This window comes from Cupriavidus sp. 22TCCZM01-5 (assembly GCF_057798915.1).
This window is the reverse complement of record NZ_JBYOJR010000037.1, coordinates 1-25,252: the sequence shown is the minus strand read 5'-3', so window position 1 is coordinate 25,252 and position 25,252 is coordinate 1. Positions and strand designations below refer to the sequence as shown.

Here is a 25,252-nt window from a genome sequence, read left to right as displayed (position 1 = left end):
TTGTGCAATCAGTCCGCCGCGCGCGGCGGATAGCTGACTTCCAGGATATCGATCTGTTCCATCCCGGCCGGCGTGCGCAGTGCCACGGTATCGCCTTCACGCGCCTTGATCAGTGCCTTGGCGATCGGCGAGATCCAGCTCACGTGGTTCGTGTCGAGATCCACCTCATCCATGCCGACGATGGTAATGGTCGTTTCCTCGCCGGACTGGTTGGCGTAGGTGACGGTCGCGCCGAAGAAGATCTGGTCGTTGTCGCCCTGCAGGGATGGGTCGACCACTTCGGCCTTGTCCAGGCGACGGGTCAGGAAACGGATGCGTCGATCGATCTCGCGCAGGCGCTTCTTGCCATAGAGGTAATCGCCGTTCTCGGAGCGGTCGCCATTGGAGGCGGCCCACGACACGATCTGCACGACGTCGGGACGCTCGACGTCAATGAGCTGCATCAGTTCGTTGCGCAGGCGGTTGTAGCCGTCCGCGGTGATGTAGTTCTTCGTCCCGGCGGGCAGTGGAGTAGCGCCTTCGGGGAGATCGTCCTCGTCGTCACCGGACGATTCTTTGACAAATGCCTTGTTCATGGTCGGAATCACATCTTCGGTCTGCCATTATAGAAAACCATGCCGGCAGCCCGCGCTGGCAAGAAAAACGAAAAAAAGTGCAGAAGGGGGTTCCCAAAAATGAAAACTCAGATATAATCTCATTTCTCGAGTGCGGCTGTAGCTCAGTTGGATAGAGTACTTGGCTACGAACCAAGGGGTCGTGGGTTCGAATCCTGCCAGCCGCGCCACCTATGTAGAAAGAAAAGGGCTTCCGGAAACGGAAGCCCTTTTTTATTTCCGCGTATTCCCGCACCGCTTTCATTATCGCGCTCTTGCGGCCTTTCATATCTCCGGCCGCCTGTCTCGCGCAACGCTTCCTCTTGTTCCTCATTTCATCGCGTGCAATCCGCTGATGGTGGTGCGCGTACCTTGCCGTCGCTCAGGGGTGCACCTAGGCTCGAAAGAAAGTGCGACAGTCTCGCGCAAGGAGATCGACATGGCGCAAACCGAATGGCGTGTGGAAGCGTATCGCGGCATGGACGTCTATGTGCTCGTGACGCAGCAGCATGCTGACCACGATGGCGTGGTCAGCATGGGGGGTTCGGCGCGCTGGGCTTATGAGGTTCGTGTTTGCCAAGAGGGCATGGATCCCGCCGATGCGGGCGACACGGAACTGCTCGTCAGCGGCATGCAGCAGTTTGCGACGCGCCACGCGGCGGAAGTCGCAGCGTTCAGCGCCGGCTATGCGCTTGTCGATCGGATCGTCGGGTCAGGCAAATAGCCTGTCATGTGTTGCCGGGTGTGTGCGGCCTGCATGAGCCCGCTTCAGCATGGGGTTCGATTATTTCGCTGCATGCAACGGCTTATATCATGCTGAGATCTTCGTCGATCAGCGTTGATTGACGTAAATCATTTTCGTCCTGGGGGTGCGCTCCTACTCTGGAGGTGGAGGCGGTCGATGTCCGGTCCGCCACGCAATAAAGGAGTACACGCCATGCCGGAATTTGAAGGCTACAAAATCATCTACGAAGTGATTGGCTTGCCCAAGGGCAAGTGGTCGATCGTGGTAGAGATTATTCAACGGCAGGACGGCGAGGTACTGGCGCCACGGCACAATCCGTTTCCGAACCAGCCCTTCGATACGAAGCTCGAAGCTCTCGACCAGGTGAACCAGTACATCGAAGCGGTCCTCGCTGAAACGGGGTCGGAAGGGAAGTTGCGACGCATCGCATGAAGTCGAATCTTCTCTTGGGACTGGCGCCCATGCGCCCATGCGCCCATAACTTTCGCGCGCAGTGAAAAAATCACTTGCCAGCTGCGCGCAAATGCTTCATAATTCATCTCCTTCAGACGCGGGGTGGAGCAGTTGGCAGCTCGTCGGGCTCATAACCCGAAGGTCGCAGGTTCAAGTCCTGCCCCCGCAACCAACGCCTTCAGCGCGTTTGGTACCTCAGGCCGTTCGGCCGTTTTTTCCTGAAAGATTTCGATAGCGCATCGCGCAGATTGACGTATCCACGCACGCATTGCATGCGCGGATGGCATTCGTCCGGACCAGGCGTACCTGATCGATTGTGGCGTGCTCTTACTTCGATGCCATGAGCTTCGCGGCGAGAGTGAAGGTGTCGCGTACGAGCGGTTGACCTTCGCGGTCGGCCGCTTCGGCGCGTTCTCGCAGGCGGCTCGCGAGCACGCTCAGCGTGCCGCTGTCCGCAGCGCTGCGCGACACGGCTTCGCGCGCGATCTCATCCAGCTCGCCGCTGACATCAGCGCCATCGAATGCGCTGACTGAAAGCGCCGAAATGCGTTCGAGATAGAGATTGACCAGCGCTTCGTCATGTTTCGGTTCGGGCATGTCCGCTCCTTGTCGACGACGGGAACACAAGGTCATTGTAGTGAAGGGGCGAGCCCCTTCCAGTACGCATGCCGCCAGGCCCGAAGGCCGGCATTCAGTCGTCCCGCGAGCGCCGCATGTGTTCCAGCGGCAAGGGCTGGACGCGGCGGCGCGCAGGACGCAAGGCCCGGGCAGGCCAGAGTACATAGTTGGTGTGCGGGTCGAGCGGCTTGCCGAAGTACGATACCCAGACCTGAACGCCATGTTCGGTCTCGGCAATGATGGCGGCAACCGCGCGGGCCGCGGCAGAAGGGGACTTGAGCAACTCGGCCAGGGCTTCGACACCCTGGACGACGTGGTGTTTGACACCGGCAAACCATGCGTACTGACGCATGGCGGACAACAAACGCTTGGTCATGAACGCGACTCTTCGTTGGGTTGCGAGTGAGTAAGACTGCATGTCACTCGCTTTGTTCAGTGCATCTTGCGACGCGCTCGCGAAAGGCGCAAAAACTCATGATACGCAACACCGCTATCGATATCGTGCGGGGTGCATCACTTCCTGGGTTGGTCGTCCCCGGGAGCAGCCGGCAGCGTATCATCTGCCGCCGCTTGGGGAAGAGAGTGATATCCCTGAGATGCGATGCAGCCGGTGCTCTGGCTGCCTCATTCCGCAATTGCTGGTAGCCTATTCGAACAGCTATGCCGACCAGGTCGAAAAGGATTACGAGCGCTTCGTGGCCGCGTGCCGTTCGGGCCGGCTTGAGGCGCGCACCGATGTCGACATGGCTGCGGATTTCCGCGTCTGACGCGGATGGAAAATGGATTGCCAGGAGCGCTTGCCGATGACCGAAGACATCCTGATGCAACTCATGGTCGAGGTCGAGAAGGAAGACCCGATCGACTATGCCAACCTGCCGTTCGACGATGCGGCGCTGCGCCAGCTTGCATGCCGGCTCATTGCCGAGCGCTCGAACGAGCTGGAGGCTTCTGGCATGCCCGCCGAGGCCCAGCTGGCGACAATGTGGGCGTCCACCGCCAAGCTGGTGCTGGAAAACCTTGTCCTCAACGCCAGGCTACTGACCCTGCAGGGCATGCCCGACGATGCGCGCGCGCTGATCGAGCGCATTTCACGCCAGTCGCGCGGCTAGTTCGCGCGCGGCGGTGATGGCCATGTGCCGCAGCTTTATCACGGTGCGGCAAGTCCACCATTTCGCTTAAAATACGCGCTTTGGCTCCGGCCCCGGCTGCGCGCGTTCCGTGCGTGCGGGCCTGTAGCCGCCTGGGAGAAATTCGGGTGATCAAGTGGATTATCGTCGCCAGCTATCTCGGCGCCATCCTGTATGTGCACTTCCGCGGCAAGGCGCGACTGCGCATCTGGCGACAGCTGCTCGACCATTCGGCGCTGGTCGCGCCGATCAACTGCTTCATGTATGCCTTCTCGGGGGTGCCGCGCACGCCCTACATCCCGGTCGACAACTTCCCGGACCTGGAACGGATCCGGGCAGCGTGGCCGGAAATCCGTGACGAGGGCCTGGCCCTGGCCGCGATGCGCAAGATCAAGGCCGCCGAGAAGAACGACGACGCGGGCTTCAATTCGTTCTTCAAGAACGGCTGGAAGCGCTTTTACCTGAAGTGGTACGAAGCCCAGCATCCATCGGCCGAGGCGCTGTGCCCGAAGACCGTGGCCCTGCTGCAAGGCATCCCCAGCGTGAAGGCCGCGATGTTCGCGGAACTGCCGCCGGGCGGCAAGCTCAACCCGCACCGCGACCCGTTCGCCGGTTCCCTGCGCTATCACCTGGGCCTGGCCACGCCGAACGACGACCGCTGCTTTATCGAGGTCGACGGCGAGCGCCACAGCTGGCGCGACGGGCAGGGCGTGGTGTTCGACGAGACCTACCTGCACTGGGCCGAGAACAAGAGCGATGCCAACCGGCTGATCCTGTTCTGTGACATCGAGCGCCCGATGCGCTTTGGCTGGGCCAGCAAGATCAATCACTGGCTGGGCCGCAAGGTCATGACCGCGGCAAGTTCGCCCAACGACGAGAACGACCAGACCGGCGTGATCAACAAGCTGTTCCGCTTCGTCTGGCTGGCCGGGCAATACCGCCGCCGCTACAAGGCGTGGAACCGCAAGCTGTACTACGTGACGAAGTTCGGGCTGATCATCGCGGGCATCGCGCTGATCATCTACCTGTAAGCACTGGCCCGTGCCGGTGTGAAGACAAAAAGAGCCGGCTGATGCCGGCTCTTTTGCATTGGGATGACGGACTCAGTCCCGCCGACGCTCGTCCTGGGCTTCGTAGTGGGCACGCTTGGCGTCATACATGCGGCTGTCGGCGACCTTCACGGTGTCGCTGAGGCGATCACCCTGATGGCAGGTCGCGTGGCCGATGGAAAGGCTCAGCGCGGTGCCCGGATAGAACTGGTTGTTCAGTTCCACCACCTTCTCGATCTGCTCGACCACCGTGGCGGCACCACGATCGTCGCGGCCCGGCAGCAGCGCCATGAACTCGTCGCCGCCAATGCGCGCCACGCAGACCTGTTCGCCCACGGCCTTCTTCAGTACCTCGCCGGCGCGCCGCAGCAGCGCATCGCCGTCACCGTGCCCGAACTGGTCGTTGACGACCTTCAACCCGTTCAGGTCCACGGCGATGACGCTGACCGGCCACGGGCCCTTGCGGCCCAGGCGGGCCAGTTCATCCTCGTAGTAGGCGCGGTTGTACAGCTTGGTCAGTACGTCGTGCTTGCCCAGGAACTCGACATAGGCCTCCGCCTTCTTGCGGGCCGTGATATCGGTGAGCGACACCAGCACCTGGTCCCAGTCCTGTTCGTGGCCGGGGAACACCGACCATTGCATGAAGACGTCGACCGGGCGCCCGTCCAGCGCGTAGTTGATGACCTCGCGCTGCTGCCAGAGCTTCTCGTGCCACAGGTCGATCAGCTGCTCGGCGAAGTGGATGCGCATGTCGTCGCGGAACACGTCGCCGAGGCGGGAAAGCAGGATTTGCTTGGATCCCGCGCCGAACATCTGCAGCGTCTGCTGGTTGACGTCGAGCACGCGGATCTCCTGCATGCAGCGCGACACGAAATCCGGGTGCACGTTGAGGAAGGTGCGGAAATCCGTAATGCCGGCCGCGCGCACTTCATCGAGCAGCATCTTGACGACGCTGAAGTCCTCCACCCACAGTGACACCGGCGAATGCTCGAACAGACCCAGCGCGTATTGCTCGCTGCGGCGCAGTTCGCGCTCGGTGCGCATGCGCGTGGTGATGTCCTCGATCGACAGCAGCACGCGGTCCCACATGGCCTCATGCCCGGGCATGACGGTGGCTTCCAGGCGGATATCGAGGCGCTCGCCTTCGAGCGTGTAGTTCACGGTCTGGCTGGTGAAGCGGTTGCCGCCGTCCCAGAGCTGGCCGAGCTCTTCGACGTGCTGGTCGAACATGTCGTCGCGGAACACGGTGTCGAGATTGGCGACGAGGTCGGCGAGGTCGGCGGCGCGAAACAGCTCCAGCGTGCGGCGGTTCACCGAGATCACGCGGATCAGCGACGAGCAGTGCGCCACTTCATCCGGGTTGGCCCGCAGGTAGGCCCGCAAATCCGTCACCCCTTCGGCGCGCAGCCGCTCGAAGTGCTCGCGCACGGCGCTGAAGTCTTCCAGCCAGAGCGAGACCGGCGCCAGTTGAAACAGGGTCTGGTAGTCGTCGTCGACGCGCGACGCCGCGGTTGCACTGCGCAAGGCCATTCTCCCCTCTTCTTGTTATCCATATCGCATTGGTGCAGCGGCGAACCGGCCATCAGTCCGGGGATCACCAGAAAGCGGCCGGCCACGCCAGCGGCAAGGATAGGGCAGCGCCAGCGAAAAAGGGAGCGGTGTTGCAAAAACGCGAGTGCCGCGCGGGTTGGCGCGGCGGTGCCCGGGAATCAGGCGGCCCCGCTACGCCGCCAGCCTGTGGACGACCGCCGCCACGGTGCCAAGCGCGTGCTCGAGTTGTGCCGAATATGGCGTGCCGCAGTTGATGCGCACAAAGCCGTCGCCGCGCGGGGAATTGGAAAACATCAGGCCTGGTGCTACATAGATGCCTTCGCGCAAGGCCTGCTCGAACACCGCTTCGGATGAAACGCCTTCCGGCAGCTCGACCCACAGATGGAAGCCCCCGCGCGGCAGCGTCAGCCGCGTGCCGGTGGGGAAAGTCGCGGCGATCACCTGGGCCGTCCATTCACGCTGCTGGCGCAGCGCCACGCGCAGCCGCCGCAGGTGGCGTTCATACCCGCCCGTCGCCATGAATTCGGCGACGGCCGCCTGGGACAACATCTCGTTGGGGCGCGACAGCGCGAACTTCAGCATTTCCACGCGCGCATGCCATTTGCCGCCGGCAATCCAGCCAAGCCGCACGCCGGGCGCCAGCACCTTGTGCACCGACGAGCAGTAGATCACGTTGCCGGTGCGGTCCCATGCCTTCGCGGCGGCCAGCGGCGTGTCGAGGTCGGCGGTGGCGGACAGGCAGTCGTCCTCGATCAGCGGCACGCCGTGATCCTCGCACCATTGCACCAGCCGGATCTTGTGGGCGTCCGGCATGACCGAGCCGAGCGGGTTCTGCAGGTTGGGCATGGCCACTACGGCGCGGATGTTGTCGTAGGTGCGCACGGCCAGTTCCAGGGCTTCCAGCGAAAGACCGGTCTGCGCGCTGCAGGGGATCTCGAGCGCACGCATGCCCAGGCTTTCCAGGATCTGCAGCAGGCCGTAGTAGGTGGGCGATTCCACCGCAATCACGTCACCCGGCCCGGCCACGGCGCGCAGCGCCAGTTGCAGGGCCTCGGTGCAGCCGTGGGTGATGAGCACTTCGTCGGGCGACAGCGTGAAGCGGCTGCGCAGCGCCAGTCGGGCCAGCGCGGCGCGCAGGGCCGGCTGGCCGCGCGGTGCCGCGGCTTCGCCATAGAGCGTGGCGTCGCGCCGCAGGATGCGCGCGGCTGCCTGCTGGAGCGCGGCGAGAGGATAGAGCGACGGCGCCCCGCGGGCGCCACCGAGGCTGAAGGTCGACGGGTCCTGCTGGCTGCGCGCGAGCACGGACGAGATGCGCTGGTGCATGCCGATGTATTGGGCCGGGTCGGGCAGCGTTGCCGCCGGCTCGCTGAGCGGCGCCAGGCGCAGGGGCGCGGCTGCGCGCACGAAGTAGCCCGAGCGCGGCCGGGCTTCCAGCAGGCCGTCGCTCTCAAGCTGGCGGCACGCCTGCAGCGCGGTCGACAGGCTCACGTCATGGGTGGTCATCAGGGCCCGCACCGACGGCATGCGGTGGCCTGGCGCCAGCGTGCCCGTGCGGATGGCCTGGCGATAGCGGTCGGCGAGTTGCTGGTAGAGCGGCGCGGAATCCATGCGGCATGATCGCCCGGTTGACGCGGGCGCGAACAGATACAGAAGGCGGGCTTCTGCATCGTAACAGAGCAAAAAAATCTGCACTGTTCCGGTCATGAGGCAGTCCCACTGTGGCTGTGTGGACCCAGGGGGCGCCGATACGCTGGGTTCTCGTCCGAACCACGCCAAGGAGCCGCTCATGCCAGCCCCGATTCCCACACTGAACGCGCCGATCCGCTATGCGCTCGGACCGGGCCAGGCGCTAAGGCGCCACGCTGCGCGCGGCACCGTCATTCACGTGATGGAGGGCCGTGTCGAGGTGGCCTTGCCTCTGCAATGGGCCGCTGTCGGCACCTTCGACCTGCGCCATCGGCTGGTGCCCGGAGCGGTTCTGGTGCTCGCCGAACGCGGCTGGCTGACGGTGACGGCCAACGGCGCGGCCGAAGTGATGTGGCAAGAGCCCGCGCCGGGCGCCTGGCAGTGCACATGGCGCGGGCTGGCTGGATGGCTGCGTCGCCGTGCCTGGCCGGGCGCCGCGGGCCCCGTCGAGGCGGAAACCCGCTAGAATGGCGCACCGGCCGGCCTTGCCCGGCCGATTGCCATCCTTCTGGCCCGCTCCCGAGGTCCCGTGACACGGGGACGCGGCCGTTCCGGCCACGACTGTGGCCGCATCCTCGCAGGTTTTCCATGCTCCGCCTTTCCGAACTCAAGCTCTCCCTCGAACACACCGAAGACGATCTCGACCGCGCCGTGCGCAGCGCGCTTGCGCAAATCGGCGTGAAGGGCGACGGGCTTGTGCAGTACACCGTGTTCCGCCGCGCGCATGACGCGCGCAAGCGCTCGGACATCAAGCTCACCTACATCATCGACATCGAGGTGAAGGACGAGCCCGCCGCGATCCGCCGCATGGCCGGCAAGCCGAACTGGAGCGTGACGCCCGACATGGCTTACCGCTTCGTCGCGCAGGCGCCGCAGGGCGGCAATACGCCGCGTCCGGTGGTGATCGGCATGGGGCCGTGCGGCCTGCTGGCCGGCCTGCTCCTGGCGCAGATGGGTTTCCGCCCGATCATCCTCGAGCGCGGCAAGGAAGTGCGGGAGCGCACCAAGGACACCTTCGGCCTGTGGCGCAAGAGCGTGCTCAACCCGGAGTCGAACGTCCAGTTCGGCGAAGGCGGCGCGGGCACGTTCTCCGACGGCAAGCTGTACAGCCAGATCAAGGATCCGAAGCACTATGGCCGCAAGGTGCTCAACGAGTTCGTGCGCGCCGGCGCGCCGGAAGACATCCTGTACAAGGCGCGTCCGCATATCGGCACGTTCCGGCTGGTGAGCATGGTCGAAAAGATGCGCGCGGAGATCCGCGAGCTCGGCGGCGAGGTCCGCTTCGAGACCCGCGTCGACGACTTCGACATCGAACGCGGCAAGCTGCGCGGCCTGAAGCTGTCCACGGGCGAGTACCTGCCGGCCGGGCACGTCATCCTGGCGGTGGGGCACAGCGCGCGCGACACCTTCCAGGTGCTGCATGACCGCGGCGTGTTCATGGAGGCCAAGCCGTTCTCGCTCGGTTTCCGCATCGAGCACCCGCAGGGCCTGATCAACCGCAGCCGCTTTGGCAAGTTCGCCGGCAACAAGCTGCTCGGCGCGGCCGACTACAAGGTGGTGCACCACTGCAGCAACGGCCGTTCGGTGTACAGCTTCTGTATGTGCCCGGGCGGCACCGTCGTCGCCGCCGCCTCGGAGCCGGGCCGCGTGGTGACCAATGGCATGAGCCAGTACAAGCGCGCGGAGCGCAACGCCAACGCGGGCATCGTGGTGGGCATCACGCCGCAGGACTACCCCGGCGGACCGCTGGCCGGCATCGAGTTCCAGCGCAAATGGGAAGAGCGCGCGTTTGAACTGGGCGGACGCAACTACAACGCACCGGGCCAGCTGGTAGGCGACTTCATCGCGCGCCGGCCGTCGACTTCGCTCGGTTCGGTCGAGCCGTCGTACAAGCCGGGCGTGACGCCGACCGACCTCAGCACCTCGCTGCCCGACTACGTCATCGAGGCCATTCGTGAAGCCCTGCCGGAGCTCGATAAGAAGATCGCCGGCTTTGCCATGCACGATGCAGTGCTGACCGGCGTGGAGACGCGCACGTCGTCGCCGCTGCGCATCGAGCGCAAGGCGGACTACCAGAGCGTGAATGTAGAAGGCCTGTATCCGGCCGGCGAGGGCGCCGGCTATGCGGGCGGGATTTACTCGGCCGCGATCGACGGCATCGAAGTGGCCGAGGCCGTCGCCCTGGCGATCGTCAACGGCCGCTGATCAGCGCGCCGAACGGGAAGACACCAGCCACTGCGCCGCGCCCAGGCCGGCGGTGCGGCCGCTCGCGAAGCAGGCCGTAAGCAGGTAGCCGCCGGTCGGCGCTTCCCAGTCCAGCATCTCGCCGGCGCAGAACACGCCCGGCAGCGCATCGAGCATCAGGCTGGCGTTCATCGCTTCAAAACGTACGCCGCCCGCGCAGCTGATGACCTCGTCGATCGGCCGCGCGCGCAACAGGCGCAGCGGCAGCGCCTTGATCGACGCGGCCAGTGTCGCGGTGTCCTGCATGGCTTCCTTCGACAGGCACTCGCGCAGCAGGCCGGCCTTCACGCCGGTGATGCCCAGCCGGCTCTGCAGGTGGCTCGACAGCGAACGCGAGCCGCGCGGATGCGAGACCTCGGCCAGCACGCGCGGTGCGTCATGGCCGGGCAGAAGGTCCAGGTGGATGACGGCTTCGCCGTCGCGATCGATCCGGTCGCGGATGGGCGCGGACAGCGCGTAGACCAGACTGCCTTCGATGCCGCCCGCGCTGATCACGAACTCGCCCTGGCGATAATGCGTGTTGCCCTGCGTGTCGGTCACCGCCAGCGCGACGGGTTTGACCGGGTGGCCGGCGTGGCGCTCGGAGAACATTGCGCTCCAGTCGACATCGAAGCCGCAGTTCGCCGGCCGCAGCGCGGCGATATCGACGCCATGCTGTGCGAGCAGCGGCACCCATGCGCCATCGGAGCCGAGCCGCGACCAGCTTGCGCCCCCCAGTCCTAGTACCACGGCATTTGCCTGCACGTGTTGTTCGCCGTGCGGCGTGGCGAAGCGCAGCGCGCGCGCCGCATCGTCAGTCCAGCCGAGCCAGCGGTGCCGCATATGGAACTGCACGCCGCTTTCACGCAGCCGGTGCAGCCACGCGCGCAGCATCGGCGCGGCCTTCATGTCGGTCGGAAAGACGCGACCGGAGCTGCCGACGAAGGTCTCGATGCCCAACCCGTGCACCCAATCGCGCAAGGCCTGCGCGCCGAAGTCCGCCAGCATCGGCGCGATCCGGTCGGTGCGTTCGCCATAGCGCGCAAGGAATGCCGGCTCGGGTTCGGCATGGGTCAGGTTCATGCCGCTCTTGCCGGCCATCAGGAACTTGCGCCCCACCGAGGGCATGGCATCGAACACATGCACGCGCACGCCATGCGCGGCCAGCACCTCGGCCGCCATCAGGCCAGCGGGGCCGCCGCCAATCACTGCGGCTTCAACCGGCAGGGTGGCAGGCGCGGCGGACGGGGTATCGGTGGACGGCATGGCAATGCGGGAAAGGATGGCAGGGACTTGCTACGCCGCGGATTATAGAGCCTGCGGCAGCGCTAAAATGGTGCTTTGTCCTTGCCTTGCCGCCATGCCGTCTTCCGCCAGCCATCAAGATGCCGTCATTGCCGCCACGCGCCATTGGCTGGCGCGCGCGGTGATCGGGCTCAATCTCTGCCCCTTTGCCAAGAGCGTGTATGTGAAAGAGCAGGTCCGCTACGTGGTCAGCGATGCAACGCAAGCTGCAGACTTGCTCGACGAACTGGAGCGCGAACTGAAGCTGCTGGCCGAGACCGACCCGGCACAGGTCGATACCACGCTGCTGATCGTGCCTGAAGCGCTGGCCGATTTCCTCGAGTTCAACGACTTTCTCTATTTCGCGGACCGGTTGCTCGGGAGCCTGCGCCTGGAAGGCACGTTGCAGATCGCGAGCTTCCACCCGCAGTACCAGTTCGAGGGGACGGAGCCGGACGCTATCGAAAACTACACCAACCGCGCGCCGTATCCCATCCTGCATCTGCTGCGCGAGGACAGCATTGCGCGTGCCGCCGAAGCGTATCCCGATGCGGCCGATATCTACGATCGCAATATGGCAACCCTGCGCCGCCTGGGCCACGCTGGCTGGCAGCGCTGGATGGACGGTGACGACGACGCGCCGCCCAAGTCGGATGCGTAGCGCCGCCGCTCCCGCTCAAGCGGGCGTCGTGAAGAACCGCTCGCGCATGTCTTCCAGCCCCAGCGTGCCGAGCACGCTTTCCAGCCGCTCGGCCGGGCGGCGGCGCGGCAGGTCCTTGAACTGGGCAATGATCAGCTCGTTTTTCATCGAGTGCTCCCAGCCGACCAGCTCGGTCACGCTGACCTGGTAGCCGTGCGCTTCGAGCTGCAGGCAGCGCAGCACATTGGTCACCTGGCTGCCGAATTCACGCGTGTGCAGCGGATGGCGCCAGATCTCGGTCAGCGGGTTGCCGGCGAGCAGGCGCCCCTTGTTCTTGCGCAGCACGCTCGCGACTTCGGCCTGGCAGCACGGCACCAGCACGATGTGCCGGGCGCGCTTGGCCAGCGCGAAGCGGATGGCGTCGTCGGTGGCGGTATTGCAGGCATGCAGCGCCGTGACCACGTCGACGGTCGGGGGCAGCGCCGGCGAGGCGATGGAGTCCGCCACCGAGAGGTTCAGGAAGGACATGCCCGGAAAACCCAGGCGCGTTGCCAGTGCCTGCGAGTTCTGCACCAGTTCCTCGCGCGTTTCGATGCCGAAGATGTGCGACTGGTCGTGCAGGCTCTTGAAGAACAGGTCGTACAGGATGAAGCCCAGGTATGACTTGCCGGCGCCGTGGTCGACCAGCGTGACGGCATCGCGCTCGGACTTGACCTCTTGCAGCAGCGGTTCGATGAACTGGAACAGGTGGTAGACCTGCTTGAGCTTGCGCCGGCTGTCCTGGTTCATCTTGCCGTCGCGCGTCAGGATATGGAGTTCCTTGAGCAGCTCGATCGACTGGCCGGGGCGGATTTCGTGGGTATTTGCCATGACTGCGGGAATGCGGGAGGCGGCGGGCGCGCCTCGGAAGCCGATAGTTTACCGAAAACGCTCCGCCAGTCTGCCATGGTGATCCGGTACTTCTATGCATGGTCCGAGTTTGTCCTGCCTCAAGTTTTGTTGCCAGCTGCCGTAGGTAATCGATTGACCACAAGCGGAGGTGCGGGTGTAGCCGCACTAGGCTGCTCAACTGCGCCTTGGCGGGTTGGGCAGAGAGTGGCCTGCCGCACAAAGGGAACCTTGGGGGACTCATGAGTCACGAGTCGGGTTTGCGCCTGGAGCTCAGCGAGCCAGGCGAGCAGGTGCGGGCACGCTATGTGCCCGAGACGGGCCAGCTGCCTCCGGACCATACGGCGCTCCGGGAGTGCCTGGCGAGCCATGGCTGGGAACAGGCACGGCTGGACCCGCGCGCCATTGCGCAATTCCTCAGCCAGTGCCAGCGCGCGGATCGCGAGATCGATGCCACGGTCGGCGCGCTCATCGACGGCGCGTTTGAACTCGATATCAGCGACGACCGCCTGGCCGTCCGCCTCACACTGATGCGTCCGGAAGGCGGCCGCCCGGTCACCGGGGCCGACATCCGGCGTGCCGTCGCCGAACGTGGCGTGACGGCCCAGATCCAGTCGCTGGTGCTGGAAGCCACGCTGGCGGAAGGCAGCTGCGAACTGCGCGAGATCGCGGCGGGCATCGCCCCGCGACAAGGCCAGCCGGCGCGCTTCGTCAACCTGCTGGAGCCACGCAAGCCCGCGCAGGCCGACGACGATGCCCCCATGGACCTGCGCGAACTGGGCAGCCTGACGCTGGTCACCCCAGGCACGCCGCTGATGCGGCGCATCCCGGCCGAGCCCGGCAGCGACGGCGTCGACGTCTTTGGCAAGGCACTGGCTGCCGATCCGGTCGAAGACACGCCGTTCGCCGAAGGCCTGACCGGTGCCGCCGCCGATCCCGACGATCCGAACCTGCTGGTCGCAGTCCTGGCGGGCTCGCCGGTGGTGGGCATCCATGGCACGTCGGTCAGTCCGGTGGTGCAGGTGGAATCCGTCGACCTGCACTCGGGCAATGTGGCGTTCGACGGCACGCTGCGCGTCTCGGGCGACATCCGCACCGGCATGTCGGTGAAGGTCACCGGCGATGTGCTGGTGGATGGCGTCATCGAGGCCGCCACGATCGAGGCTGGCGGCAGCATCGTGGTCAAGGGCGGCATCATCGGCAAAGCCGAAACCGGGCACGGGCATGCGGACGCGACCGGGACCATCAGCCGGGCCAGCGTGCGCTGCCAGGGCGCGGTCCAGGCGCGTTTCATCGAGAACGCGGTGGTCGAGGCCGGCACGGAGGTTACCGTCGAAAGCGGCATCCGCCAGAGTGACGTGGCCGCGGGCGAGCGCATCGTCGTGGGCGGAAGCAGCGGCATGGGCAGCATCAGCGGCGGCCGCAGCCGCGCCTTGCTCGCGGTGCGAGCGGCCGTGTTCGGCGCGCCGGCGGGCAGCGCCACCATTGTGCAGGTGGGCCTGAACCCGTACGCGGACGCCCAGCGCGCGGCGCTCGAGACGGACCGCCGGCGTCTGCTGGAGGAGCAGAACAAGGTCAAGCAGCTGGTAGCGTTCTTCGCCAAGAACCCGGAACGTGCGGTCGGCGACCTGCGCGAGAAGGCGCGTGCCACGCTGTTCAAGTCGACGCGCGACCTGTTCGAGCTCGAGGAGAAGCTCGCCAGGCTCGGGGAGCAGATGCAGCCCGCGGCAGGCGCCGTGATCGACGCCGGCCGCCGCATCCACGGCGGCGTGACGCTGCAGGTGGGCAACCGCGTGCTCAAGGTGATGGAGGACAAGCCCGGCGGGCAGATCCGCCTCGTCGACGACCGCATCGCCGTGACCTGACCCGCATGGCTGCAGCCTGCCGACACCATCCGGCGGATTTTGTACTAAGCTGCAGACGTGTCCTGGGGTGCCGCAGGATAGGCGATGGCTAGTGTTGGGCAGTGAATGCGGAAGCGGACCAGCAATCTGTGGAAGCGTTACACGGAACCGACTCACGTGGCACTGAATCGCTGAAGGCCAGCTCGCGCTGGCCTTCCTTTTTTGGCCCGCTTGCCTGATCGCTCCGATCGCCCCCGATCCCGGTTGTGACTTCTCCGCCCTTGACGTCCTCGCGTTTCGGGATATAGTTAGCCACATGGCTAACTATTTTCTGCTCGACCCGGTCTTCCTCGCATTGGGGGATCCCACGCGTCGTGCCATCGTCAGCCGGCTCGGACAGGGCGCTGCCTCGGTCAAGGAACTGGCCGCGCCATTTGCCATGGCGTTGCCGTCGTTCCTGAAGCACCTGGGCGTGCTCGAGCGCAGCGGGCTGGTGCGCTCGCACAAGCAGGGGCGCGTGCGCATGTGCGAACTGGAACCGGCGACGATGCAGGCCGCCGAGACATGGCTGGCGGAACAGCGGGCGATCTGGGAGGCGCGCACCGATCGCCTGGCTGCCTATGTCGAAGCGCTGCATTCGAAGGAGACTCGCGATGAGCATTAGGCAGGACCTCGACCTTGAAATCTCTCGCATGCTGAAGGCACCGCGCGATCTCGTCTGGAAAGCCTGGACAGACCCGAGCCACCTGAAGGAATGGTGGTGCCCGAAGCCGTGGACCACCGAGGTCCTCGCCTTCGATCTCGCGCCGGGCGGAGCCTTCCACACGCTGATGCGCGGCCCCGGCGGCGAAACCAGCGACAACCCCGGCGTCTTCCTTGACGTGGTGCCGCGTTCGCGCATCGTCTGGACCTCGGCGCTGGTGGCCGGCTGGCGTCCGGCCGACAACCCGTGGCTGCCGATGACCGCGTACATCACCATGGACGATGAGGGCGAGCACACCCGCTACGTGGCCACGGTGCTGCACAAGGACAAGGCCTCGCGCGACCAGCATGAGCAGATGGGTTTCTTCGACGGGTGGGGTACCTGCATGACCCAGCTCGAAGCCTATGCGCAGTCGCTGAAGTAGCTGGCGTCGCGGCGCCGGTGTTGGTTGCCGCAGACACGAAAAGGCCCCGCAAGCGCCGCGCTTCCGGGGCCTTTTCCTTGCAGCTTGCCGGCGTACCAGGCGGGCCAATGCCTGCGCGAATGCAATCCGTCCGAAGGGGTAGCCGTGGCCGGCATTTGCGCGCCATCAAGTTGCTGCGATGTTCCCCGCGGGCCGTCTCGTCCTGAAGCAGCCCATCGGGAATACTGCCCCGCGGTGTCCGGCAATGCAGGGGTCGGGCGGGAAATCAGGGGCGGCTTCGCAAGAGAAGTCGGGGTCAAGGTTGCATCAGAACAGACAACCAGCAACATGAGATTGAATTTGCCGGTCACCGAACAGGAATACCGATTGCCATCGGACGAAGTCATCATCACCAGGACCGATACGCAAGGCAATATCGAGTACGCCAACCAGGCATTCTTCCGCAGCAGCGGCTATGACCGTGCCGAAGTCATGGGCCAGCCGCAGAACATCATCCGCCACCCGGACATGCCGGCCGCGGCCTTCGCCGATATGTGGGCGACCATCCGTGCCGGCACGCCCTGGTCTGGCGTAGTCAAGAACCGCCGCAAGGACGGCGGCTTCTACTGGGTGCTCGCCAACGTCACGCCGGTGCTCCAGGACGGCGAGGCCGTGGCCTATCTGTCGGTGAGAACCGCACCCACGCAGGCGCAGATTGCCGCGGCGACAAGGCTCTATGCCGACCTGAAGCGCGAGGAGCGGTCCCGCTGGCGGCTATCCGGCGGCGAGGCATGCCGCAAGGGCGCGGCCGGCCTGGTGCAGCGCCTGTTGCGGCTGCCCGTGGTGGCGCGGCTGCTGGTCGTCCAGTGCGTGCAGGTCCTGCTGATCGGGCTGGCGGCGGCGAGTGCGACCCTCTGGGCAGCGCCTCCTGCAGTCACGTGGGGGCTGGCTGGCGCGGCGGTCGCCATGTGCGCAGCGGCCGCGTGCTATCTGGCGCTCAATATCCTGCGGCCCGTCATGCGCCTGAACCGCAGCGCGCTGGCCGTGTTATCCGGCCAGTTGCAGCACCGCTTCCCCGAATGCGGCGATGCGCAGACGCGGCTGCTCGGCCGCTTCCTGAACCAGATGAACGCGCGGCTGGTGGGCGTGCTGCTCGATACGCGCAACTCGATCGAGAGCGTGTGGCAGTCCTCGGCCGGGCTGGCCAGCGGCAATGCCGACCTGTCGGAGCGCACCGAGCAGCAGGCCAGTGCCATCGAGGAAACCACGGCCACGCTGGCGCAGATCACCGAAACCGCGCGGCAGAACGCCAGCGACGCGGAGCAGGCCCACCAGGAAGGGCGCCGTACCGCCGAGGCAGCCTCTTCGGCGGCGGGCGGCGTGCGCCGCTCGGCGTCGCTGATGGAGCGGCTGACCACGCAATCGCGCAAGATCGCCGAGATCACGTCGGTGATCGACGACATCGCCATCCAGACCAACCTGCTCGCACTGAATGCCGCCGTCGAGGCCGCACGCGCGGGCCAGCACGGACGTGGCTTTGCCGTCGTGGCGGGGGAGGTGAGATCACTGGCTCAGCGCGCCGAAACGGCGGCGAAGCAGATCAAGGCGCTGATCGAAAACTCGCTCGAAGTCGTGCAGGCTAGCAGCGAGGCGGCCATCAGCGCCGGCAGCGAGATGGATCGCGTGGAGCAATCGGTGTCGGCGCTGACGCGGACGATCTCCGCCATCGCCAATGCCAGCCGCGGGCAGAGCGTGGAGATCGAGCAGACCAGCGCGGCGGTCGAGCAGATGACCCAGATCACGCAGATGAACGCGGCGCTGGTTGAGGAATCGGCTGCGGCGGCGATGGGACTGAAGCAGCAGGCGCAGGCGCTGGAGGATGCGGTGAACGTGTTGGCGAGCTAGCTCGCCGTGGTGTCCCCGGTGGCAGGTCCGGCGCAAATCCGGACCCGCCTGGCAGGTGCTCAGTCGATGGTCGCGATCGGCAGCCCCGCCGCCACGAAGATGCCCGCGGCCGTGCGCAGCGCAATGCGGCCAGCGCGATGCGCGTGGACCTGCATCTCCATCTTCATGGCCTCCATGACGGCGATCAGTTGTCCTTCCTCGACCTGGTCGCCCTCGGCCACCTTCCACGCATGCACGGTCCCGGCGACAGGGGCCGGTACATCGCGGGTGTCGACTGCGACTGTCTCCCCCGGCGTCACGGCCGGGTTTGCCGCCTGCGCATTGGCCAGTCCGCCCAGCAGCTGAGCCGGCAGGCCCAGCACCACGCGGCGGCCATCGATCTCGATGGCCGTGCGCAGCAGGCTGCCATCGGGTTGGGGCTCGGCGCGCGCGGCAGCGGCCAGCGGTTCGGCGAAGTCGGATTCGATCCAGCGGGTGTGCACGTTGAAGCCATCCGCACCAGCGAAGTCGGCGTGATCGATCACGGCGCGGTGGAAGGGCAGCACGGAAGCGACGCCTTCGATACGGAACTCGCGCAACGCACGGCGCGCGCGGGTCAGTGCCTGTTCGCGCGTGACCCCGGTGACGATGAGCTTGGCCATCAGCGAGTCGAAGGTGCCCGGCACGACGGAACCCGACTGCACGCCGGCGTCCACGCGCACGCCCGGGCCGGACGGGGGATCGAAGCGCTGTACCGGGCCCGGCGTGGGCAGGAAGCCGCGGCCCACGTCCTCGGCATTGATGCGGAACTCGATGGCGTGGCCCAGCGGGGCGGGCGTCCTGGTGATGGTGAGCGGCAGGCCGTCGGCCACGCGCAACTGCTCGACCACGAGGTCGATGCCGGTGGTCTGTTCGGTGACGGGATGCTCCACCTGCAGGCGGGTGTTGACCTCCAGGAACGAGATCACGCCGCCGGCACTCAGCAGGAATTCCACGGTGCCCGCGCTGGTGTAGCCGGCAGCGGCGCAGATGTCGCGTGCGGAGGCATGGATGCGCTCGCGTTGCGCATCGGTCAGGAACGGCGCCGGCGCTTCTTCCACCAGCTTCTGGTTGCGGCGCTGCAGGGAACAGTCGCGGGTGCCGAGCACCACCACGTTGCCATGGGCGTCGGCCAGCACCTGGGCCTCGATATGTCGCGGCTTGTCGAGAAACTGTTCGACAAAGCACTCGCCGCGGCCGAACGCCGCGACGGCTTCGCGCGAGGCAGAGTGATAGAGCTCCTCGACTTCATCCATGCGCCAGGCGATCTTCATGCCCCGGCCGCCGCCGCCAAACGCGGCCTTGATGATGATGGGCAGGCCGTACTGTTCGGCAAACGCCAGTACCTCGCCGGCATCCTTGACGGGGTCGGGCGTGCCGGCCACCAGCGGGGCGCCTACCTGCAGCGCGATCTTGCGGGCTTCGACCTTGTTGCCGAGCTTCGCGATGGTGGCCGGCGACGGCCCGATCCAGCGCAGCCCGGCGTCGATCACGGCCTGGGCAAAGGCCTCGCTCTCCGACAGGAAGCCATAGCCCGGATGGACGGCATCGGCACCGCTCTTGCGGGCGATCTCCAGCAGCTTGGCAATGTTCAGGTAGGTATCGGCCGGACGCTCGCCATCCAGCCCGTAAGCTTCGTCGGCCATGCGCGCGTGCAGGGCGTCGATGTCGGCGTTGGCATAGACGGCAACGGACTGCACGCCGTAGTCGGCACAGGCGCGGATGACACGGACGGCGATCTCGCCGCGGTTGGCAATCAGGACTTTTTTCATCGGGGTGCTCGGAAAGTGCCGGCCTCGCCCGGGGCGGAAGCCATAGAGAGTTCTGCAAAGGCGCGGATCGGATTGAAGCGCAGCCACGCGCCCACGGGAATCTGGCCGGCGCGGTCGAGGTGATACGGGGCTACCGTGGCAATCACGGGGTAGCCGCCGGTGAGCGGATGGTCGGCCAGGAACAGCACGGGCTGGCCGCTGGGAGGCACCTGCAATGCGCCCAGGGCCGTGCCTTCGCTCGGCAGCTCGCCGCCGATGGCGCGCTCCAGCGGCGTGTCGCCGGCCAGGCGCAGGCCGACGCGATTGGACTGGGGCGTCACCTGCCAGCGCTGCGCGGCCAGGCAGGCCACGGCCTGCGGCGTGAACCAGTCGGTGCGGGGGCCCATGACCACGTCCAGCACTACCTCCTGCTCCAGCGTAGGCAGGTCCGCGGCGGGCAGGGTCGGTTCGCCGACCACGACGCTGGCCGGAGCGGGGTGCAGGCCCAGCACATCGCCCACCGCCAGCGGCGCGGGACCCACGCCGGCCAGGGTGTCGGTGGCACAGCTGCCGAGCACGGGCGCGACGGCAAAGCCGCCGCGCGCGGCCACATAGCAGCGCGCGCCGGCAGCGGGCTGGCCGATGCCGAGCACGTCGCCATCGGCCAGGGCCAGGGCCTGGTGCGACGGCGGGCACCATTGGCGGCCATCCGCCGTGCGCAGGGTCAGGGGCGCGTCGGCGCCGGTGACGGCGACCACGGTCTCGCCAAGACTCTGCAGTTGCAGGCCGCCGCCCACGGTTTCGAGCGCCGCGCCGTTGCCGGGGTTGCCCGCGAGGCGGTTGGCCGCCTTGAGCGCGGCCTGGTCCATGGCGCCGGAGGCCGAGACCCCCTGACCGGCCTGGCCATGGCGGCCCAGGTCCTGGAATACGGTCAGCAGGCCGGTAGCCCTGACCTGGAGTGCGGTTTGCCCCGGGGCCAGCATGTCGCGGGTGCGGCCGTTACCCGGCGCGGCGATGGCGTGATTCGAGGCGCCTGCCCGGCGGCCCGTTTCCGCTTCGTCATCCAGCGTGGCGATATCGACAAAACGCACGCGGTAGCCGGGCTGCAGCAGCGCGGGCTGGTCGCGGCCCAGGTCCCACATGGCCACCGGCGTCACGCCGATGATCTGCCAGCCGCCCGGGCTGGCCTGCGGATATACGCCGCTGAAGGTGCCGGCCAGACCCACGGCGCCGGCCGGAATGCGCGTGCGCGGGGTGCTTCGGCGCGGCACATCGAGACTGGGGTGGCCGCCGGAGAGATAGGCGAAGCCCGGGGCAAAGCCGGTGAAGGCCACGGTGTATTCGCTGCCCGTGTGCCGCCGTACGACTTCCTCGGGCGTGAGGCCCAGCCGGTGCGCTACCTCCGCCAGGTCCTCGCCGTCATAGCGCACGGGGATTTCAACCAGCGTGCCGCCGCGCTCGGCGCGCGCTGCCAGGTCGCGCGAGGCGATGGCTTGCACCAGCGTCGCCAGACTCACGGCAGCGGGCCGGAAGCGCACGAGGATCGTGCGCGCGGCAGGGACCAGTTCGTCCACGCCTGGCAGGGGATCGCGCTGCAGCGAGGTCAGCAGGGCCAGAGTCTGGTCCAGGCCGGACAGCTCCACCAGCAACGCATTCAGGGAGACAGGAAGAAAGCGCAATGCAGGCTCCGGAAGCAATCAGACGTGGTAGGTGCTGTCGGGCACGTCGGTGATGAACATATGGCCGGGGGCGTGGGTCACGGCGAACGGCACGCCGGAAGCCATCACGGCGGCCTGCGGGGTGACGCCGCAGGCCCAGAAGACGGGGATCTCCCCCGGCTCGATACGCACGGCATCGCCGAAGTCGGGGCGGTGGATGTCGGCGATGCCCAGCGCGCCGGGGTCGCCCACATGGACAGGGGCGCCGTGCACTGACGGGAAGCGTCCAGAGATCATCGCGGCGTCAGCGACGCGGCCGGCGGGAATGGGCCGCATGGACACCACCATCTCGCCGTGCAGGCGCCCTGCGGGGCGACATTGGCGATTGGTGCGATACATCGGTACGTTGCAGCCGTCCGCGATGTGGCGTACCTCGATTCCCGCTTCCTGCAACGGCGTCTCGAACGTGAAGCTGCAGCCGATCAGGAACGTGACAAGGTCGGGATGCTCCTGCCAGAGCGGCGTGGCGTCGGCGACTTCTTCAGCGAGCCTGCCGTCACGCCACACGCGGTACAGCGGAATGTCGGTGCGGATGTCGGCGCCGTCGGCCAGCACGGTGTGGTGCGCTCCCGCTTCGATCACGTCGAGCACCGGGCAAGCCTTGGGATTGCGCTGGGCATAGAGGAGAAAGTCCCAGGCCCAGTCGCGCGGCAGCGCGATCATGTTGGCCTGCGTCATGCCGGGCGCCACGCCCGCCGTGGGAGCGATCTTGCCGGCACGATACGCGGCGCGTGCGGCCCTTGCCGCTGCGACGGCTGTGGTGCGGAGATCGTCGAACATATTGCTTGTGCTTGTCATGAGGGTTCCTTGCTGGCGCGATTCAGGCTTGTCGGCATTGAAGCCCCGACTCAGCGATCGGGAACCTGGCCCGGGGTGGCGGGCACGAGCACCGGATTGGCGGCCTCGGGCTCGTTCGTCAGCTCGCGCCCCTGGGTTTCCGGCAGCAGCAGGCAGGCGATCACGACCAGCCCGTACGCGCCGGCAGCCAGGTATCCGATTGCCGTACCGAGCGGCATCGACGTGCTCATGTGCCCGATCATCGCGGGAAACACCGCGCCCACGGCCCGTCCGAAGTTGTAGCAAAAGCCCTGGCCGGAGCCGCGGATGTGGCTGGGGAACAGTTCCGTCAGGTAGGCCCCCATGCCTGAAAAGATGCCCGACAGGAAGAACCCAAGCGGGAAGCCCAGGACAAGCATGGCCGCATCGGTAATGGGCAGCTGGGTGTAGCAGATCACGAGAACTGCCGCGCTCACTGCGAACAGCATGAAGCAGCGCCGGCGCCCAAGGCGGTCGGAAAGCCACGCGCTGGTCAGGTAGCCCGCAAAAGAGCCGGCAATCAGCACCATCAGGTAGCCGCTGGTGTTGAGCACGGAGAGATGGCGCTCCATCTTGAGGTAGGTGGGCAGCCAGGTCGTCACGGAGTAGTAGGCCCCTTGCATGCCGGTTGCCAGCAGGCTTGCCATCACCGTGACACCGAGTACACCAGGCTTGAAGATCAGCATGAAGCTGTTGCTCTGCCCCGTGCGCGCGAGCCTGGCCTTGGTTTCGCGGTACACCTCGGGCTCGCTGATGTTGCGGCGGATGTAGAGGATGAACAGGGCCGGCACCGCGCCCAGCCAGAACAGCACACGCCATGCATATTGCTGATCGAACAGCGCATAGACCGCCCAGAAGGCAATGGCGGAAATGCCCCAGCCCACTGCCCAGCTGCTCTGCACCAGCCCGACGGCCTTGCCGCGGTGGCGGGCACGGATCATCTCGGCAATCAGCACCGAGCCGACGGACCATTCACCGCCGAACCCCAGCCCCTGCAGCATGCGCGTGACGAACAGCTGCTCGGGGGACTGCGTGAATCCGCTCAGGAACGTGAACAGGCTGAACCAGAGCACCGTGAGCTGAAGGATCCGGACGCGGCCGTACTTGTCGGCCAGGATGCCGGCCAGCCATCCGCCGAGCGCGGAACTGATGAGCGCGCCGGTGGCGATGTAGCCAGCCTCGGCCTTGGTCATGCCCCATACCAGGATGAAGGTAGGGATCATGAACGTGTAGATCATGTAGTCGAAGGCATCGACGCCATAACCGACGAATGCGGCGAAGAGCGTTCTGCGCTCCTCCCGGTTGGTTTCCTTAAGCCACATGGTTGCGTTCTCCTTCGGGGAAGACGTCGGATGTTGGAGGACGTTGTTGCGCGCCAGCCTTCGCAACGATGTCCGGGTCAGCCTGCAGTGCCGGGATCCAGCGCTGCAGTCATGTGGTCCGGTTTAGCAATCTGCATGCCATGTGGGGGTAAAAATCACATATAGCTCAACCAGAACATAATTATTGTTGAACAATTTGACCGTATTGGCAGTTAAGGTATACACCTAGCCAGACAAGCCATGCCGTCTTGTCACCAAATCGGTGCATTCCGTTCATCAGGGCGGGGCATTTGCGTCATCAAAGTGCGCTAACATTCCACGCTTCCGGCCCGGCGTCTGGCCGGCACCTCCCAATGCGAGCCCCATAAGAGATGACATCGAGTGCTGACACGAGGAACCTGACCGAGCGCGTGGCGGAGCTCATTCGCCAGAAGATCGTGCATGGCGAGTTCGCGCCCGGGCAGCGCTTGTCGGAAGCGGCGTTGAGCGAGAGTTTCCAGATTTCTCGCAATACCCTTCGCGAGATCTTTCGCCTGCTGACCAAGGAGGGGCTGCTCAAGCATGAGCCCAACCGCGGCGTTGCGGTGGCCATCCCCAGCATCGCGGCCATCATCGATATCTACCGCGTGCGCCGGCTGATCGAGTGCCAGGCGTTGCGCCAGGCGTATCCGCGGCATCCGGCAGGCAAGCACCTGCACAGGGCGGTCGATATGGCGTCGGAATGCCGCGACCAGGGCGACTGGCAGGGCGTAGGCACGGCCAACATGGAGTTCCACATGGCCGTCGTGGAGCTGGCCGACAGCGAGCGCTTGAACGAGATGTTCTCGCGCCTGCTGGCAGAGCTGCGCCTGGCCTTCGGCATGTTGCAGGATCCCGAATTCCTCCACGCTCCATATGTGGAGATGAACCGGCACATTCTGCAATTATTCGAGGCGGGAAAGCTCGACGAGGCTGCTACCGCGCTTCAGGACTACCTTGCGCAGTCCGAGCGCATCGTGCTCGCGGCATGTGCGCGCCATCCGGTGTTCAAGTCGCGCTGAGCGGGGGGGGGAGCGGTAATTGGGGGGGGCAGGCGAGGCCTTGAGAGGGGCCTGATGCACGTGCATCGTCCAGAAACAACAAAGCCCAACCGGATGGGCTGGGCGAAGAGAGGAATCGAAAAGATCCTCCTGGTAGGCTTCCAGCATAAATCCGAGTCGTTTCTTGCTGATTCATACCCCCTAACATACCCCCAAATTTTTTCGGTGCCGGCACGTGGAGCAGGTTCGTGAGGCGAGTCGGCACCTTCTGGTGACCATTCTTGCGCCAGCGTTGGCAAGCGATGCCTAGGAGCCCCGCCATTCGGCGGGCTTTTTGTTGCCCGCACGCAAACTAGGCAGGCATAGAATGAGATATGGCCATTCCGCACGGAGGGCTCCGCCATGATCGGGTCACTTATGTTCCTCGGGGCGGTGCTTGCCATCTATGCCTACCTCCTCCGGGCCATCTTCCACAAAGGATTGGCACGGAGCGCAGTCCCTGGGCGCGGGTTCCGCTATTGGTGGGATCGTTTGATCCACTTCACCGAATAATTCCCCGCTGGCGAGCCCGCCACTCGACGGGCTTTTCTTTTGCCATTCAGAACGGGGGGAGAATGAACAAGATCACGTTTGCAGCCGCCATCCTGTGCCTGGCTGCCGGGTCGGCGAATGCCGCTTGCTTTGGCTCGCAGAACATGTACACCTGCACGGATATCTCGGCCAACTCGTACAACGTCAACCGGGCTAGGGCAACCACAGCCACCAAGAGCCCTATGACCGTTGCTGCCGATGCTTGATCTGACAGGGACGACGAATTTAGCTGATTCAGCAAGCCCTCCATGTCAGGATAGTTGTCGCCTCGCCGCCTTTCGATGAAGGACAATGGAGGGCGGAAG

At 65.9% G+C, this 25,252-nt stretch carries 24 protein-coding genes, 2 tRNA genes and 1 pseudogene; 15 read left to right on the top strand and 12 right to left on the bottom strand.

Annotated features, from left to right (window positions below):
- Positions 1-8: 8 nt before the first annotated feature.
- A complete protein-coding gene (greB, locus tag AC3FNH_RS26965) occupies positions 9-575 on the bottom strand; it encodes a transcription elongation factor GreB (RefSeq protein ID WP_488722242.1) in 567 nt (188 codons plus the stop codon).
- A 132-nt stretch (positions 576-707) separates the two neighbouring features.
- Between greB and AC3FNH_RS26960 the strand changes: the two genes are divergently transcribed.
- The 4 genes from AC3FNH_RS26960 to AC3FNH_RS26945 all read left to right on the top strand — a co-directional run bounded on the left by AC3FNH_RS26960 (position 708) and on the right by AC3FNH_RS26945 (position 1,963).
- Positions 708-784, top strand: a tRNA-Arg gene (locus tag AC3FNH_RS26960).
- Positions 785-1,032: 248 nt separating this feature from the next.
- On the top strand, positions 1,033-1,317 hold the full coding sequence (locus AC3FNH_RS26955) for a hypothetical protein (RefSeq protein WP_488722272.1): 285 nt from the start codon (positions 1,033-1,035) through the stop codon (positions 1,315-1,317).
- A 213-nt stretch (positions 1,318-1,530) separates the two neighbouring features.
- Positions 1,531-1,770 (top strand): hypothetical protein, encoded by a 240-nt coding sequence (locus AC3FNH_RS26950; protein WP_488722241.1) that lies wholly within the window; start codon positions 1,531-1,533, stop codon positions 1,768-1,770.
- Positions 1,771-1,887: 117 nt separating this feature from the next.
- Positions 1,888-1,963, top strand: a tRNA-Met gene (locus AC3FNH_RS26945).
- A gap of 155 nt (positions 1,964-2,118) precedes the next feature.
- Here the strand turns inward: AC3FNH_RS26945 and AC3FNH_RS26940 are convergent.
- Positions 2,119-2,388 carry a hypothetical protein gene (locus AC3FNH_RS26940; RefSeq protein ID WP_488722240.1) on the bottom strand — a complete coding sequence of 90 codons (270 nt, stop codon included), beginning with the start codon at positions 2,386-2,388 and terminating at the stop codon, positions 2,119-2,121.
- Positions 2,389-2,482: 94 nt separating this feature from the next.
- Positions 2,483-2,785 carry a hypothetical protein gene (locus AC3FNH_RS26935; RefSeq protein ID WP_276098010.1) on the bottom strand — a complete coding sequence of 101 codons (303 nt, stop codon included), beginning with the start codon at positions 2,783-2,785 and terminating at the stop codon, positions 2,483-2,485.
- Between the two features lie 265 nt (positions 2,786-3,050).
- Here AC3FNH_RS26935 and AC3FNH_RS26930 point away from each other — a divergent pair.
- The 3 genes and pseudogenes from AC3FNH_RS26930 to lpxO all read left to right on the top strand — a co-directional run.
- Positions 3,051-3,176 (top strand): annotated as a pseudogene (locus AC3FNH_RS26930) (DUF2252 family protein); the annotation flags it as partial.
- 36 nt (positions 3,177-3,212) lie between these two features.
- Positions 3,213-3,518, top strand: coding sequence for a hypothetical protein (locus AC3FNH_RS26925; protein WP_224078107.1), 306 nt, complete (start codon positions 3,213-3,215; stop codon positions 3,516-3,518).
- 146 nt (positions 3,519-3,664) lie between these two features.
- Entirely contained in the window at positions 3,665-4,567 is a 903-nt protein-coding gene (gene lpxO / locus AC3FNH_RS26920) for a lipid A hydroxylase LpxO (RefSeq protein WP_276098009.1), read from the top strand.
- A gap of 72 nt (positions 4,568-4,639) precedes the next feature.
- Here lpxO and AC3FNH_RS26915 read toward each other — a convergent pair whose 3' ends face one another.
- Both AC3FNH_RS26915 and AC3FNH_RS26910 read right to left on the bottom strand, forming a co-directional pair.
- The gene (locus AC3FNH_RS26915) at positions 4,640-6,115 is read right to left on the bottom strand and encodes a sensor domain-containing diguanylate cyclase (RefSeq protein ID WP_488722239.1); all 1,476 of its coding nucleotides are present in this window, start codon (positions 6,113-6,115) and stop codon (positions 4,640-4,642) included.
- A gap of 192 nt (positions 6,116-6,307) precedes the next feature.
- The gene (locus AC3FNH_RS26910) at positions 6,308-7,744 is read right to left on the bottom strand and encodes an aminotransferase-like domain-containing protein (RefSeq protein ID WP_276098007.1); all 1,437 of its coding nucleotides are present in this window, start codon (positions 7,742-7,744) and stop codon (positions 6,308-6,310) included.
- A 178-nt stretch (positions 7,745-7,922) separates the two neighbouring features.
- On the opposite strand from AC3FNH_RS26910, the gene AC3FNH_RS26905 reads away from it, so the two are divergent.
- Together AC3FNH_RS26905 and AC3FNH_RS26900 are read left to right on the top strand one after the other, a co-directional pair.
- Positions 7,923-8,288, top strand: a complete 366-nt coding sequence (locus AC3FNH_RS26905) for a hypothetical protein (RefSeq protein WP_488722238.1) — start codon at positions 7,923-7,925, stop codon at positions 8,286-8,288.
- A 122-nt stretch (positions 8,289-8,410) separates the two neighbouring features.
- Positions 8,411-10,027, top strand: a complete 1,617-nt coding sequence (locus tag AC3FNH_RS26900; protein ID WP_276098005.1) for an NAD(P)/FAD-dependent oxidoreductase — start codon at positions 8,411-8,413, stop codon at positions 10,025-10,027.
- Here the strand turns inward: AC3FNH_RS26900 and AC3FNH_RS26895 are convergent, their stop codons facing one another.
- Complete coding sequence (locus tag AC3FNH_RS26895) at positions 10,028-11,311, bottom strand: TIGR03862 family flavoprotein (RefSeq protein WP_488722237.1); 1,284 nt, start codon at positions 11,309-11,311, stop codon at positions 10,028-10,030.
- 94 nt (positions 11,312-11,405) lie between these two features.
- Between AC3FNH_RS26895 and AC3FNH_RS26890 the strand changes: the two genes are divergently transcribed.
- Positions 11,406-11,990 (top strand): DUF1415 domain-containing protein, encoded by a 585-nt coding sequence (locus tag AC3FNH_RS26890; RefSeq protein ID WP_488722236.1) that lies wholly within the window; start codon positions 11,406-11,408, stop codon positions 11,988-11,990.
- Positions 11,991-12,005: 15 nt separating this feature from the next.
- On the opposite strand, the gene AC3FNH_RS26885 is transcribed toward AC3FNH_RS26890, so the two are convergent.
- Complete coding sequence (locus tag AC3FNH_RS26885) at positions 12,006-12,839, bottom strand: class I SAM-dependent methyltransferase (protein ID WP_276098002.1); 834 nt, start codon at positions 12,837-12,839, stop codon at positions 12,006-12,008.
- Positions 12,840-13,099: 260 nt separating this feature from the next.
- Between AC3FNH_RS26885 and AC3FNH_RS26880 the strand changes: the two genes are divergently transcribed.
- The 4 genes from AC3FNH_RS26880 to AC3FNH_RS26865 all read left to right on the top strand — a co-directional run bounded on the left by AC3FNH_RS26880 (position 13,100) and on the right by AC3FNH_RS26865 (position 17,712).
- Entirely contained in the window at positions 13,100-14,722 is a 1,623-nt protein-coding gene (locus AC3FNH_RS26880) for a flagellar assembly protein A (protein ID WP_488722235.1), read from the top strand.
- 295 nt (positions 14,723-15,017) lie between these two features.
- Positions 15,018-15,365, top strand: coding sequence for an ArsR/SmtB family transcription factor (locus AC3FNH_RS26875; RefSeq protein WP_488722234.1), 348 nt, complete (start codon positions 15,018-15,020; stop codon positions 15,363-15,365).
- The gene (locus AC3FNH_RS26870) at positions 15,355-15,828 is read left to right on the top strand and encodes an SRPBCC family protein (protein WP_488722233.1); all 474 of its coding nucleotides are present in this window, start codon (positions 15,355-15,357) and stop codon (positions 15,826-15,828) included. Before AC3FNH_RS26875 ends, AC3FNH_RS26870 begins: the two co-directional genes overlap by 11 nt.
- Positions 15,829-16,155: 327 nt before the next feature.
- Positions 16,156-17,712, top strand: a complete 1,557-nt coding sequence (locus AC3FNH_RS26865) for a methyl-accepting chemotaxis protein (protein WP_276097998.1) — start codon at positions 16,156-16,158, stop codon at positions 17,710-17,712.
- A gap of 59 nt (positions 17,713-17,771) precedes the next feature.
- Here the strand turns inward: AC3FNH_RS26865 and AC3FNH_RS26860 are convergent, their stop codons facing one another.
- The 4 genes from AC3FNH_RS26860 to AC3FNH_RS26845 all read right to left on the bottom strand — a co-directional run bounded on the left by AC3FNH_RS26860 (position 17,772) and on the right by AC3FNH_RS26845 (position 23,337).
- Entirely contained in the window at positions 17,772-19,502 is a 1,731-nt protein-coding gene (locus AC3FNH_RS26860; protein WP_488722232.1) for an acetyl/propionyl/methylcrotonyl-CoA carboxylase subunit alpha, read from the bottom strand.
- A complete protein-coding gene (gene pxpB / locus AC3FNH_RS26855) occupies positions 19,499-21,160 on the bottom strand; it encodes a 5-oxoprolinase subunit PxpB (RefSeq protein WP_488722231.1) in 1,662 nt (553 codons plus the stop codon). Before pxpB ends, AC3FNH_RS26860 begins: the two co-directional genes overlap by 4 nt.
- Before the next feature lie 18 nt (positions 21,161-21,178).
- Positions 21,179-21,979 carry a putative hydro-lyase gene (locus AC3FNH_RS26850; protein ID WP_488722271.1) on the bottom strand — a complete coding sequence of 267 codons (801 nt, stop codon included), beginning with the start codon at positions 21,977-21,979 and terminating at the stop codon, positions 21,179-21,181.
- A 68-nt stretch (positions 21,980-22,047) separates the two neighbouring features.
- Entirely contained in the window at positions 22,048-23,337 is a 1,290-nt protein-coding gene (locus AC3FNH_RS26845) for an MFS transporter (RefSeq protein WP_488722230.1), read from the bottom strand.
- Positions 23,338-23,708: 371 nt separating this feature from the next.
- Between AC3FNH_RS26845 and AC3FNH_RS26840 the strand changes: the two genes are divergently transcribed.
- Positions 23,709-24,377 (top strand): GntR family transcriptional regulator, encoded by a 669-nt coding sequence (locus tag AC3FNH_RS26840; RefSeq protein WP_276097994.1) that lies wholly within the window; start codon positions 23,709-23,711, stop codon positions 24,375-24,377.
- 577 nt (positions 24,378-24,954) lie between these two features.
- Here the strand turns inward: AC3FNH_RS26840 and AC3FNH_RS26835 are convergent.
- A partial coding sequence (locus tag AC3FNH_RS26835; protein WP_488722229.1) for a hypothetical protein occupies positions 24,955-25,252 on the bottom strand: 298 nt, incomplete at its 5' end.

Coding starts and splice junctions, on each gene's coding strand:
- greB (WP_488722242.1), bottom strand. CDS start 575: ATGAACAAGGCATTTGTCAAAGAATCGTCCGGTGACGACGAGGACGAT.
- AC3FNH_RS26955 (WP_488722272.1), top strand. CDS start 1,033: ATGGCGCAAACCGAATGGCGTGTGGAAGCGTATCGCGGCATGGACGTC.
- AC3FNH_RS26950 (WP_488722241.1), top strand. CDS start 1,531: ATGCCGGAATTTGAAGGCTACAAAATCATCTACGAAGTGATTGGCTTG.
- AC3FNH_RS26940 (WP_488722240.1), bottom strand. CDS start 2,388: ATGCCCGAACCGAAACATGACGAAGCGCTGGTCAATCTCTATCTCGAA.
- AC3FNH_RS26935 (WP_276098010.1), bottom strand. CDS start 2,785: ATGACCAAGCGTTTGTTGTCCGCCATGCGTCAGTACGCATGGTTTGCC.
- AC3FNH_RS26925 (WP_224078107.1), top strand. CDS start 3,213: ATGACCGAAGACATCCTGATGCAACTCATGGTCGAGGTCGAGAAGGAA.
- AC3FNH_RS26915 (WP_488722239.1), bottom strand. CDS start 6,115: ATGGCCTTGCGCAGTGCAACCGCGGCGTCGCGCGTCGACGACGACTAC.
- AC3FNH_RS26910 (WP_276098007.1), bottom strand. CDS start 7,744: ATGGATTCCGCGCCGCTCTACCAGCAACTCGCCGACCGCTATCGCCAG.
- AC3FNH_RS26905 (WP_488722238.1), top strand. CDS start 7,923: ATGCCAGCCCCGATTCCCACACTGAACGCGCCGATCCGCTATGCGCTC.
- AC3FNH_RS26900 (WP_276098005.1), top strand. CDS start 8,411: ATGCTCCGCCTTTCCGAACTCAAGCTCTCCCTCGAACACACCGAAGAC.
- AC3FNH_RS26895 (WP_488722237.1), bottom strand. CDS start 11,311: ATGCCGTCCACCGATACCCCGTCCGCCGCGCCTGCCACCCTGCCGGTT.
- AC3FNH_RS26890 (WP_488722236.1), top strand. CDS start 11,406: ATGCCGTCTTCCGCCAGCCATCAAGATGCCGTCATTGCCGCCACGCGC.
- AC3FNH_RS26885 (WP_276098002.1), bottom strand. CDS start 12,839: ATGGCAAATACCCACGAAATCCGCCCCGGCCAGTCGATCGAGCTGCTC.
- AC3FNH_RS26880 (WP_488722235.1), top strand. CDS start 13,100: ATGAGTCACGAGTCGGGTTTGCGCCTGGAGCTCAGCGAGCCAGGCGAG.
- AC3FNH_RS26875 (WP_488722234.1), top strand. CDS start 15,018: ATGGCTAACTATTTTCTGCTCGACCCGGTCTTCCTCGCATTGGGGGAT.
- AC3FNH_RS26870 (WP_488722233.1), top strand. CDS start 15,355: ATGAGCATTAGGCAGGACCTCGACCTTGAAATCTCTCGCATGCTGAAG.
- AC3FNH_RS26865 (WP_276097998.1), top strand. CDS start 16,156: ATGAGATTGAATTTGCCGGTCACCGAACAGGAATACCGATTGCCATCG.
- AC3FNH_RS26860 (WP_488722232.1), bottom strand. CDS start 19,502: ATGAAAAAAGTCCTGATTGCCAACCGCGGCGAGATCGCCGTCCGTGTC.
- AC3FNH_RS26850 (WP_488722271.1), bottom strand. CDS start 21,979: ATGTTCGACGATCTCCGCACCACAGCCGTCGCAGCGGCAAGGGCCGCA.
- AC3FNH_RS26845 (WP_488722230.1), bottom strand. CDS start 23,337: ATGTGGCTTAAGGAAACCAACCGGGAGGAGCGCAGAACGCTCTTCGCC.
- AC3FNH_RS26840 (WP_276097994.1), top strand. CDS start 23,709: ATGACATCGAGTGCTGACACGAGGAACCTGACCGAGCGCGTGGCGGAG.